Origin of the sequence: Ruegeria faecimaris (assembly GCF_900182615.1) — a bacterium.
In the GTDB taxonomy this organism is placed as follows: domain Bacteria; phylum Pseudomonadota; class Alphaproteobacteria; order Rhodobacterales; family Rhodobacteraceae; genus Ruegeria; species Ruegeria faecimaris.
The window spans coordinates 1-11,516 of sequence record NZ_FXTE01000026.1; the positions used below are offsets into that span (position 1 = coordinate 1).

Genomic DNA, 11,516 nt, shown 5'->3' on the forward strand with positions numbered 1-11,516 from the left:
AATACAACCACACCCGACCCCATCAGGCCCTCAACATGCGCCCACCAGTCCCCGAAACTCTAGTCCGAAATGGCCCAGAACATGGGGGCTAGACAACAAACGTTGGGCATACGACGAAGTGGGCTTTTGTGCGCAGGCGCATTCTGCGCGGTTGCACCTGCACCCGGTCGAATTGCGCGCTTTGCAATCGAGTTATCCTTTGAGCCGTTCTACCACCTGAACCAACACCAAGGCAAAGCGCTTCAGAACCCACTTATGCGTTCTATGAGCCAGTACATCGATACCGACCCGATGCCATAGGCTGTAATCACAGTCGCCCTTTGGCTAACTGGACGTGCCATCAATCGCCAGATCGCGACAAGAAGTGCCAAGGCCCCGACAAAACTCAACTGGCCGGCCTCGACGCCCAGGTTGAAGGCAAGCAAGGCTGCTGGAATATCGTTTGAGGGTAGTCCGATATCGGCCAAAGCGCCTGCAAAACCAAGGCCATGCAAAAGCCCAAACCCGAAACAAACGACCCAGGGCTTCTGCTTTGAAAGTCGGAAACGCCCGTCGCCAACCTTAACAATTTCCATCGCCAGAAAAACAATAGAAAGCGCAATGATGGCCTCGACCGGCGGACCAGGGACATTCAGAAAACCAAGCGTTGCCAATGCCAGTGTTATTGAATGCGCCAGTGTGAATGCTGTGACTGCTCCCACCAGTCTCCACGGATCGCGGACCAGAACAAACAACGCGAAGACAAACAGCAGATGATCCCAACCTTCCAGTATGTGTTCAAAACCCAACTGGAAATACGCGGTGAAAACAGACCATGTGGTCTGTTCAGAAGGTATGTTCTGAACGGCTGTCTCTGGTGTGAACCGAAGCGTCGTGGGCTCAGCCTGCAGGGGCTGCACTCGGACCAATACGTCGTTCTTTTGAACCTCCAGACCTTCTATCTGGATGGGTTGGCCCGCAATATCCCCGCGGCACTCGATAACCCAGGAAGAAACCCATGCTCTGCCATCGGAAATTGGGGTAGGGCCGCGCGCCGGGGTGCAACCATCCGGCGCCATGACATCAATCGCCATGGGTTGACCATTCACATCGGGTTTTCGCCAATGAACGCTCCAGGTGTCCGATGTGATTTGGCGAATTTCCAAGTACCCCGGATCAAGCGCATGCGCCGAGGCATTTCCTGCAACCCACGCAATCAGCAAGGCAAACAGTAGGCCAAATACAGCTTTCATTTGGTTTGACCTGAGAGAGCGGGCACTATGATCTCATAGTTGGCAGCAAGAATCTCATATTGCGCTTGCGCCAGATCTTCGCTCATCACGCGACGCCAATCCCGCAGCACGGCATCGTGAATTTCTGACAATGGGGGTATTTGACTAGGTTCGATGTCTTGCACCTGAACCAGATGGACCCCGTAACCCGACTGGATCGGGCCAGCCCACTGACCTTTATCCAATGTTGTAAGACCCTTGGAAAAGCCAGATCCAAAGACCGAGTCTATCACTCTGGTCGCAGTCAAGGGCATAGATGCGGGCAGCAGTGTCGAGGCGCCCAGGTCGGAAACCTCATCTCCCGCGCGCAGGGCGGCCAATACCCCCTCGATTTCAGCTTTGTTTGGCTCCTCACCAATAAAGACCTGAATGAAGGCCAGCTTGCTGGGCGTCGCATAGCGCTCCGAGTTGTTTTGCAAAAAGGCCTCTAAATCTTCGTCTTCCGGAACAACAGACGTGGCGATCGCTTCGGTCAGGAAATCCATTTTTTGACTGAGACGAGACCGGATCACAGAGTCTCCGCGATCAAGGCCAAGCTTTCTGGCTTCTCTGACCAGTACCTCTTCGCGAATTGTTGCATCAGTCAAAGCTTGCAGCTCGGCACCGCTTGGGCGCCGTTTCCACCGTGCTTCAAACTGATCAGACAAAAGCGCGATATCGTTTTCGCCGATTGTTATTGTCACAAAATCTTCGACAGTCTCGTTTTCCGGCGTAACTATTTGGAACCAAATGAAAATAACTGCTCCAATCAGGAAGAAATGAAACAGGGGTTCTTTCAATATTCGCATGAAGGCTCCTGCATGAAACGCGCTCCGGTTTTACGTATCGATGCTGACATCAGTCGATTGAGCATTGCAAGAAAATCAACGCTACGCACAAATCAATCGTCTGGTGAATGGGCCGAGGTAAAGGCTTCTACCTCGGTTGCCAACGCCGTGATCGGCAGTGTTACTCTGCCGGTGTATACCAAATCGGGGAAGAGTAAGCGCGTTCCTGATGTGTGAGCACCGCGTCTTCGGGCAATTCGGCGCCAAATCTCAGCTTATCGTAAAGAATCCAACGCGGTGTTGGAATTTCGATCGCACGTACGTAATAAAATGCGCGTGCATTTGGATCGAATTCAGGATCAGACCAAACGGTTACAAGTTCGGCAGTTCCAATCGTGTTGGTCCAACTGGCGGTTTCAACATCTACTGTGTTTCCAACCGCAGGGATCTTGCCGTTTTGGTCAGCAACACGGTTGTCCGACCACGCCACATCGTAAACCTTTTCCTGCAAGGCCCCTTCAGAATCCAGCCAACCCTTTACCACCTGCACGCGATCCAGATTGGCACCAACCGGGTCGCGTAGTGCAGCGATCAGGAATGCGGGCGCACCTTCACCCTCGCGAGGTCGCAGATCCGAGCCCATCGGAACACCTTTGGTGTAGCCCACATCAGCAAGGAAGCGTGTTTCAACATCCGCGTCACTGAAACCCCAACCGCCAAAGAACCGCAGACCGATCCGAGGTCCGGTGGTTGCATAGGTTTCGCGTCGCTTGAACGCATCGAAGATTGCAGCGCGAGTATTATCGGTCGCCCAGACTGCCGTGTATCCCGATGCGACAAGAAGGTCGCCAGGAATTTCGCCAAGGTCATTGGCGATGAAAGGGTGCTTTATTCTCGTGGCCGATGGTTCAACGCTGACGGATTTTCCAAAGAAGTTGTCTTCTTCGGCAGTCGCCAGAGACGTATGGCTGTCCGTCGCGCCGCCCATGCCGAACTTATATGGGTTAACGCCGAACTTTTCTTCTAACAACAAACCGCGCTTCAAAGCTTCTCGGGCGTATTCTCCAGCCAGCATGTCATCGGTTTTCAGCTCGGTTATGTCGAGGTTGCCGACGTCCCAGTTTTCGTAATCCGCGAATTCATCATCCGGACTCAGGAAGGGGTGCGCTTCACCGTCGCCCTTGATCTGAGTGACTTCGTAGTGGGGTTCCCATTTGGCGCGGGCGGCCACATATTCCTCGTCGACCTTGCCACCGTGATAGGTGTCTTCGGTCGGGAACATCCATCCGTTCGAAAGGTTGCCATTATGGGCGAAAGCTACCGCCCGACCGCCCGTTTTTTCTTGATAGTCTTCCAGCCATGCATAGAGCGCCTTTGGGTCGGTATCACCAAAGGGTGGTTGCGTGACCGGCGGCACCATCTGAAGCGCCCTGATCGGCCCATCACGCAGCATGACGTTTCGGTGCAGGTTGAAACCCTTGGGTACAGAGGTCCACTCGAATCCGATGAACGCCGTGAAATTGCCGGGGTCGTTATGTTCTTCCGCAGCCAGAACGATTTGTTCCCATGTAAAAGCAAATGCATCTGCACCTGGGCTGTAAGACTCCAGAAGAACTTCTGGCAGGGTCATTTGCGAGAAGTTGGTGATGATGTCGAACGCCGCTTTGCCAGCCTCTTCGCCGCCTGCCTTGTAACCTTCGTACCATTCCAAACCTTTTGGATCGGCAAGAACGCCCGGCTTGCCAGCCTGAAGGTCCGGGGCAAATCCCATTAGGTCAGTGTGATCCGTGAGAACCATCCAGTCCAGAGGTCGGGCCAGTCTCACTGGTTGACCCGTGGAAGAAATGACCTGTTCGCCTTTTGCAAAGCGCCAAGCTTCATCAGGTAACAGTGTATTCCCGAAAGCACCTGCATCCAGCGAAAGTCCGGTGTGAAGATGCGAGTCTCCCCACAGCGGGCGCTCGGGGAAAGTCCGGTTCGCATATGGTGAATACGGCTGCTTTGAGAACAAGCCTTCCGCCGCTTCTTCGCTAGGAACAGCGTCGGCAAAGACCGTCGATGATGCCAGCCCCAGTGAGATAGAATAAACAAAAGCTCGAAGCATATAGACCTCCCAACCCAAGATCGCCCGGTGGTGCCCGTGACTTACATCTCAAGAATTAATATTCCTATTTCTCTATATAACATCAATTTTCCATTTGTGGGAATACTCAGCTCTCGGCTTTGTGGCGATGATGCAAGTAGGAGTGTGGCTGCCGAAGTTGGTCTGAAAATGACTCGATAAGTCATAGCCTCGATTGTTGGGCTCAACATTGAGAACGGAAGCTTTGGAGAAATTGCGGTTTGAATTGGCGAATGTCCATCGTGAGCCATGTATGCACTTTAGCAAAGTCGGCATAGCTGCGCTTAGATGACATTCTTGGCTATCGCGGTCTGGATCATTTTGGGCTCTCCTTAAACCTATGCCGCGACTTGCACCGAGGGCCGCTCTGGTACGAAACGACTTTTGCGGCACGCGTGTGAACAGACAAAACGCGGGACAATCCGGACACTTGGATGAATGGCGACGACGCCCATTTCAGCACATCGTTCCGATCGGCTAGGCAACGACCGCCGAGGTCACGACAGACGGAATTGGCACGTCCCATTCAGGACCCACACCGTGCTTTGCCAGAACTTTGGCCACAACCGCCACTCGGATTGCGGCCAAATTCGTTGTAGGTTGAGGGCGCAAAAGGGCGCCACCTCGGGCCGTTTCTTCAAGAAAGAAATCGAACGGTGCGCCCGGATCACTAACCTGCCATTTCGACGCGACGATGGTTTGATGGCAATCTGAAAAACCGGCCTTGGCGAGTACGGGAAAGGCGATAGTCGGATCGGCATAATCATTTGCCCCGGGACCCGGTGGCAAGGCAATCTCTGGCGACCCGTGTTCCTCAATGGCGCCAAAAACATACCCCAGCGCAGTGTCAAATTCGGGCCCGCACCACACCGAATACGCCAGCCGACCGCCGTCGCGCAAAACACGGCGAACTTCTGCCAACACTTTCGGGGGGTCCGGCATATTCGGCATTCCAAAGCCAATTGTTACAGCGTCAAACGTATTGTCTTCAAAGCTCAAGGCCACCGCATCGCCTTCAACGAACTGAGCCTGTGGCACCGCCAGCCGCGCCATCTCAAACATGGCGGGTGAGAAATCAAGGCCCGTTACGCGAGCACCTGTGTTGAAAAGGCCTGCGGATACATTGCCATGTCCGCAGCACAAATCGAGCACACGAGTGTCCGGTCCAGTACAAACCGCAGCGACCAGGTGTGGGACAACCATGTCCGCCGCCTTGGCAAACACCTCGGCATAGGACTGTGCCACATCGCACTTGGCCCATTCGCGCCCTTCGAGGGCGGCAAATGTGTCCTGTTCCTGATTGTCAGGCATCCAACATCTCCTCAATCGCCACGTTTTGGAGGACCGCCGAAAGGGGCAAATTGTCAAGTTCGCCAAGTGAAATGGGCATTCGCCGTCATTTGCGGGTAGGTTGCTTTGGGTGCACGCGCTCGACGCGTTTGAGGATCGAAACCGGTGACAGGGCGGTGTGGTTCGCTGCATTACGGGCAAGTTCCGGGCCCTCGTAGATCATTCCCCGGTCCATTCAGGCATCGGTTCTTTGCGGGTGAAGGCCCCGATACCGGCCTCGGCATCTTTGGCCATCATGTTTTCCGCCATCGTGCGACCGGCAAAGGCGTAGGCCTCTTCCAGCGGCATTTCGAGCTGTTCGTAATAGGCACGCTTGCCGATCTTGACGGCGGACGGCGATTTGTCGGCAATGATCCAAGCCATTTCTGTGGATGCCGCTTCCAGTTCCGCCAAGGGCACCACGCGGTTGACCAACCCCATTTCGGCGACGCGGGCTGCGGGCAAGAATTCCCCCAAAAGCAACATTTCCATCGCCAGCTTGCGCGGCACATTGCGCGAAAGCGCGACCATCGGGGTTGAGCAGAATAGCCCGATATTCACGCCCGATGTTGCGAAAGTTGCGTTGTCGGCGGCCACCGCCAGATCACAGGACGCAACAAGCTGACACCCCGCCGCTGTGGCAATCCCTTTGACCTCGGCGATTACAGGTTGCGGCAAGCGCACCACCCGAAGCATCATCGCCGAACACGTCGCAAACAGGTCTTGGAAATACTGAAACCCACCGTCGGCATCCGCCCGGCGCGCCGACATTTCTTTGAGGTTATGACCCGCGCAAAAGTGATTGCCGCCGGTACGCAAGATCACTGCTTTGACACTGCGATCTTCTGCGATTTCGTCAAATGTGTCAGACAGAGCGCGTAGCATCGCCTCTGACAACGCATTAATCGACTTGGGCGCGTTCAGAGTCAGAACGGTAACGCCATCGATGTCAGCCCTCAGGATCAAATCATCGTTTTGCATTTCGCCCTCATAGGCCATTGAGTGGAACTTTCAGCATAGGTGCGCCGCTTTCGTCGCACGGGATTTCGCCGGCCCGCATATTCACTTGCAGGGACGGTATGATCAGTTTGGGCATCGCCAGCTGCGCGTCACGCTCCGTCCGGAACTTGATGAAATCTTCGCGCGATTTGCCAGCACCCACATGGATGTTGTCGGCACGTTGCTGGCCAATTGTGGTCTCCCACGCGATGGCGCGCCCACCGGGGCCATAGTCGTGGCAGATGAACAGGCGCATCTCGTCCGGCAGGCTCAGCACGGTTTGGATAGAATCGTAAAGCTGCCCTGCATCACCACCCGGAAAGTCTGCGCGGGCTGAGCCGCTGTCAGGCATAAAGAGCGTGTCACCGGCAAAGGCGGCGTCGCCAATCACATGCACCATGCAGGCTGGTGTGTGGCCCGGCGTGGCAATCACAAAGGCTGTCATTTCGCCAATGGTGTAGGTGTCACCATCCTCGAACAAAGCATCAAACTGCGACCCGTCGCGTTGAAATTCCGTGCCTTCGTTGAAGATTTTGCCGAAGGTGTCCTGAATTTCGATGATGCCTGCACCAACGCCCATTTTGCCACCCAGCCTATCCTGAATTTAGGGTGCAGCAGACAGGTGATCGGCATGGACATGGGTTTCAATGATCCATTCCACCGACAAGCCTTGTGACTGGATGGCGTCGATCAAAGCGATCGGCACTGTCGTAAGTGATCCGCCCGGCGGCGTAATCCATATCCAGAACGCTGTCGATTATTGCACAGGCGTTAGATGCGGGGTCTTTCACGACATAAGAAATCGTGTTGCAGGCAGGATCAAAGAACCCTTCGACACTAGGCTTTGCTGCCATATTGAGATTTGGGAAATTTGTTGAAGGTTCCATGATTTATTCCAGCGCGCCCCCGGCCTTTTTCCAGGCGCCAACGCCTCCGGTCAGGTTCACAACGGGCGACAGTCCCATATCCATGGCCACCACCGCCGCCATGGCAGAACGCCCACCCGATGCGCAATAGAACACGTAAGTCTTATCTTGACTGAACTCCGGCTTGTGCGCAGGACTTTCCGGGTCGATGTGGAATTCCATCATGCCGCGCGACGATGCGACAGCACCCTCAATGACGCCGGTTTTGGCCTATTCCGTACCATCGCGCTGATCGACAAAAACGTGATCGAGCGAGCCTACCAAGGCCAATGCCTCTTCGGCACTGATCGCAGGCACCGCTTTCGTGGCCACCTTTACGATGTCTTTCGCGCTTTTGGTGATTGTCTGAGCCATGTTTGGTTTCCTTTTTCGATTGGTTTTTGAGCCAGTCCAATAGTGCGTCGAGCGGCCAATTTATGGCACCGCTACGGCCGTATGCGCAGGCAGATGTCACATGAGTTTCTGTGCCGCTCTCAGTCAAATTGCGAGATCAAGACGGGGCTTCCAGAACGGGCGGAACAGCTCGATCTTGGGGCAGCGGTTCATCACCACCTTCAGCCCCGCTTCTTCGGCAAGCGCGGCCGCGCGGTCATCATAAACGCCGATTTGGCCCCAAAGCACCTTGGCGCCGATTGCAATGGCTTTCTCGGTGATCGCGTAAAGTTCCTCTTTCGGGCGGAAGACCTCGACCATATCCACGGGCCGGTCGATCTCTTCCAGCGAATGAACGACAGGTATGCCGCGAATTTCGATCAGCTTTGGGTTTGGATTGACAGGGATCATGTCATAGCCCGTTTCGTGCAGCACACGCAGCACGCCATAGCTGAACTTGGTCTTGTCGCCACTGGCCCCCACCATCGCAATGGTTTTGACCGAACGCAGGATGTCCGCCAGATATTCGGGCGCGTAATCATACAGGTGATCGATGTCAGCTTCGGGCATTTAAGCCTCCTTAGGGGTCGCGATATCCGCCTTCAGCTCATGCGGCTCCAGCGGATCAAGGAAGGGGTTGCGATAAAGTTTGTCGTGGCTTTCGACGCCGATTTCCAATATGCAATCGCTCACCGCGCGGGCCACACACAGCAGAACATAGCCATTGTTGATCTGGCGATTGTTCAACGCCACTTGCCTGCGCTGATCCACTTCGCCAGCTGTCAGTTTGGCCGCACAGGTGATGCAGCCGCCGTATTTGCAGCCATAGGGCAGATCGACTCCCTGTTCGCGTAAAGCGTCCAGCAACGGACGGCGGGCGTCGACCTGATAGGTCGCATCATCGCGGTTGGCGATTGTGATTGTGCGGGTTTCGCTCACAGCCAGATGTCGCTTGTACAATCGCCACCGGGATAGCGGGTTTCATGGCATCGGCTTGGTCCGTTTGGCTCTTTGCCAAAATCAACAACGAAATCTTCGTTGATTTTCATACCGCCGTTTTCGACATCACAGTCGATCATCAGCATGACACCGCCCTGGGTGCGAATTTCCGGATAGAACTGGTTGTCCCAGGTCGAGAACAGCGAGGTCGTGACATAAAGCCGTTTGCCATCAAGCGAGAGCTGATACATTTGCGGCCCGCCTGCCACTTTGACGCCATTGACCTCGGGCGCTTTGCCCAAAAGCCCGCCCATCCAAACCTGCCCGGTCAAAACAGGATTATGCGGGTCAGAGATGTCGTACTGGCGCATATCGCCGTGCAACCAGTTATTGAGGTAAAGGTATTTGTCGTCCATCGATACAAGGATGGCCGACATCACACCGGGCACGGGAATAGGCCATTCGGGATGCGGTTCATTCTCCACATCAATGATCTTTTCCCATTCCCATTTCCCAGCTTCGGACTTCCAGAAATGGATGACATTGGCGCTAAGCGCGGCACCGCAGAACCCATGTGTACTGTCAGGATCATGCAGAAACTTTACCTCCAACGGGATCAGGCCGTCTTCACCGAGATACATCGTCTCGACCGGCACCTTTTTCTCAAAATCCCAGATGTGCAGGCGGCGACCGTATTTCAGGTGGCCCACTTCTTCCAAATCAAACCCTGGCATGAATGTGTTGGGTGCGGCCCATTCGGAACTGACCATCACGTTATGGCGCGGCTGGTACCAGAAGTCATAACCAAACGGGATATCGCCCATTGAGTTTTCCCAACGACCAACGATCTCGAATTCTTTGTTGAGGTGCAGATAACCACCGGGCGCTTCGCCCTGTTCGTCACCTAAGAAGGAAATGATGATCTCAGAGCCCAAACAATGCACGGTGTGTGGGCCGCTCAGATTGGTTTTTGACTTGATCTCGGCCCCGTCAATCACCTTATGAAGGCGCGGAGCAAACGGGTCCGTCGCGGTGTCGATCACATGGATATTGTTGGACCGCACGCCTGGCACCAGCAGGTATTTACGGCTCATGCCCGCGTCGTCGTGGCAGGAAGAACAGGCATTCCAGCCCATGTGATGCAATTCATCCCCGATGCCGGGCATCTCTAAGCGATGGATGACTTGTGAATAGGTCGGGCTTTCCGGGTCGGCGTCCACGGTGGCTAGGTAGTCCGGCTTTTGAATGCCGGTGCCGGTGTAGATGGCAATTGTGTACAAGAGTTTTTCACGCGGCGCTTTGATCGCCTCGGCAGGGCTTGCATACCCCGGGCCACAACATGCTCCGTCCATCTTCACATTCCTCCCTTGCGATCATTTGAAGATTCTCGTAAATCGATAAAAAGATTCTCGCAAGGTAAAAATATGCATCTGGAACGCCTGACATTCATCCTCGAAGTTGTTGGACAAAAGGGCGAGGCTACAGTGGCCGAGATTTGCGCTCATTCTGACCTGCCTAAGCCGTCTGCCTACCGGTTGGTGCAGGACCTCGTTGGTGTGGGTCTACTGGAACCGGTTGCCCGTGGCTCATTCACAATCGGCTCCCGCCTGAAGCGGATCACGAAAAGTGACCACTCTGACCGTGCACTGCTAGAGGTGATTGCGCCTGCGCTAAAGCAAGCCGCTAAACAATATGGCACCGCATTTTTCCTGTCCCGTCTGCGCGGAAAATCCGTGGAAATTATTCACGTTGAAACACCTGACACTGGGGTCTCCTATCTCCATCCCGGTTTGGGGAAACGACCCTTGCATGCCTGTTCCTGCTCTAAGGCCGTTGCTGCATTCTCACCCGACTTGTTTTTGACCAGCGAAATGGAAGGCCGGCTGCGCGCCTACACCGAATTCACCCTGACAAACGTGCAGGACTTGGAAGCCGAGTTTGACACCATTCGCAATCGCGGCTTCGCAGAATGCGTGGAAGAGATTGAGCGCGGCATGTGTTCGGTGGCAGCTCCCCTTGCGCCAAGCGGGCCAGGTTCCACGATGTCCATCGGTGCAACCGGATCGGTACGGGTCTTTACGCCAGCGTTCCGCGAAAAACTTGGTCCCCAGATCTCCCTTATTGCGCGTGAAATGTCTGCAAATTTGGGTTGGGACGCGGCGCAGGATGCCAAAATATCAGGCTAACTTTTAGGTGGTCTTCGAATGTGGGCCTCTTCTAAATCTGATCTGAACTGACCTCCGCTCCACACAAACAAAAATGCAACGCCGAACGTTCGAACGTCTCGCAGCATTCAGAAGAAAGGGCTCGGTGCAGTCATCTGACAAAAATCGTCGGATGTCCAAGGCGCGATCGTAGGCGGACATTCATTGATCGGAACTCGCTAAAAAACCATGCCGTTCAAAGACTAGTGTCAGACTTTTCTCCTGCGCCCGATTTGACGATATCCATCTCATCTGAGGCATAGGGTTTAAGCAGTTCAAAGGCCTCCGCAGCGCAGCCATCCAACCAGACCTCATAGTCACAAGGATGGAGTGTGACCCGCATTCTCTGCGGATGTATCGGACGCACAATGTCATTCGCTGAGGTGGTTAACTTCGCCCCGTTTGCTTCCACGGTGCTTTCAGTTGTGATGGCGCAACGCAAAAGCCCGCTCGGGCACGGTGTGTAATATATTGATATTGTGTAGTGATTTAGGTTGCGGGAGTAGGGTTTGAACCTTTGGCCTTCAGGTTATGAGCCTGACGAGGTGAAGACGTTAAGCAATTGATCCAGTGGATCAATTTTAGTC

Annotated in this window: 12 protein-coding genes and 1 pseudogene; 1 reads left to right on the forward strand and 12 read right to left on the reverse strand. The window is 54.5% G+C overall.

All coding sequences use genetic code 11. The annotated features are described in order from the left end of the window. Nucleotides 1–242: 242 nt before the first annotated feature. From FN806_RS20060 to FN806_RS20105, 11 genes and pseudogenes are all read right to left on the reverse strand, one after another. The gene (locus tag FN806_RS20060; RefSeq protein WP_142640385.1) at nucleotides 243–1,232 is read right to left on the reverse strand and encodes a HupE/UreJ family protein; all 990 of its coding nucleotides are present in this window, start codon (nucleotides 1,230–1,232) and stop codon (nucleotides 243–245) included. Further along, the gene (locus FN806_RS20065) at nucleotides 1,229–2,059 is read right to left on the reverse strand and encodes a peptidyl-prolyl cis-trans isomerase (RefSeq protein WP_142640386.1); all 831 of its coding nucleotides are present in this window, start codon (nucleotides 2,057–2,059) and stop codon (nucleotides 1,229–1,231) included. Before FN806_RS20065 ends, FN806_RS20060 begins: the two co-directional genes overlap by 4 nt. 160 nt (nucleotides 2,060–2,219) lie before the next feature. Next, the gene (locus FN806_RS20070) at nucleotides 2,220–4,142 is read right to left on the reverse strand and encodes a DUF3604 domain-containing protein (RefSeq protein ID WP_142640387.1); all 1,923 of its coding nucleotides are present in this window, start codon (nucleotides 4,140–4,142) and stop codon (nucleotides 2,220–2,222) included. Between the two features lie 495 nt (nucleotides 4,143–4,637). Beyond that, on the reverse strand, nucleotides 4,638–5,471 hold the full coding sequence (locus FN806_RS20075) for a methyltransferase domain-containing protein (protein ID WP_142640388.1): 834 nt from the start codon (nucleotides 5,469–5,471) through the stop codon (nucleotides 4,638–4,640). Between the two features lie 198 nt (nucleotides 5,472–5,669). After that, nucleotides 5,670–6,470, reverse strand: coding sequence for an enoyl-CoA hydratase (locus FN806_RS20080; protein ID WP_246097366.1), 801 nt, complete (start codon nucleotides 6,468–6,470; stop codon nucleotides 5,670–5,672). A 7-nt stretch (nucleotides 6,471–6,477) separates the two neighbouring features. After that, nucleotides 6,478–7,375 (reverse strand): annotated as a pseudogene (locus FN806_RS20085) (MBL fold metallo-hydrolase). Nucleotides 7,376–7,378: 3 nt separating this feature from the next. Next, nucleotides 7,379–7,579, reverse strand: coding sequence for a rhodanese-like domain-containing protein (locus FN806_RS20805; protein ID WP_334223334.1), 201 nt, complete (start codon nucleotides 7,577–7,579; stop codon nucleotides 7,379–7,381). Between the two features lie 45 nt (nucleotides 7,580–7,624). Beyond that, the gene (locus FN806_RS20810) at nucleotides 7,625–7,768 is read right to left on the reverse strand and encodes a hypothetical protein (protein ID WP_334223335.1); all 144 of its coding nucleotides are present in this window, start codon (nucleotides 7,766–7,768) and stop codon (nucleotides 7,625–7,627) included. A gap of 123 nt (nucleotides 7,769–7,891) precedes the next feature. After that, entirely contained in the window at nucleotides 7,892–8,356 is a 465-nt protein-coding gene (locus tag FN806_RS20095; RefSeq protein WP_142640390.1) for a CoA-binding protein, read from the reverse strand. After that, nucleotides 8,357–8,725, reverse strand: a complete 369-nt coding sequence (locus FN806_RS20100; RefSeq protein WP_142640391.1) for a 2Fe-2S iron-sulfur cluster-binding protein — start codon at nucleotides 8,723–8,725, stop codon at nucleotides 8,357–8,359. Further along, on the reverse strand, nucleotides 8,722–10,077 hold the full coding sequence (locus FN806_RS20105) for a selenium-binding family protein (protein ID WP_142640392.1): 1,356 nt from the start codon (nucleotides 10,075–10,077) through the stop codon (nucleotides 8,722–8,724). The genes FN806_RS20100 and FN806_RS20105 overlap by 4 nt, the downstream gene beginning before the upstream one ends. 72 nt (nucleotides 10,078–10,149) lie before the next feature. On the opposite strand from FN806_RS20105, the gene FN806_RS20110 reads away from it, so the two are divergent. Continuing rightward, nucleotides 10,150–10,911 carry an IclR family transcriptional regulator gene (locus FN806_RS20110; protein ID WP_142640393.1) on the forward strand — a complete coding sequence of 254 codons (762 nt, stop codon included), beginning with the start codon at nucleotides 10,150–10,152 and terminating at the stop codon, nucleotides 10,909–10,911. A gap of 214 nt (nucleotides 10,912–11,125) precedes the next feature. Here FN806_RS20110 and FN806_RS20815 read toward each other — a convergent pair whose 3' ends face one another. Then, on the reverse strand, nucleotides 11,126–11,371 hold the full coding sequence (locus FN806_RS20815; protein WP_342782040.1) for an SOS response-associated peptidase family protein: 246 nt from the start codon (nucleotides 11,369–11,371) through the stop codon (nucleotides 11,126–11,128). Between the last annotated feature and the right edge of the window lie 145 nt (nucleotides 11,372–11,516).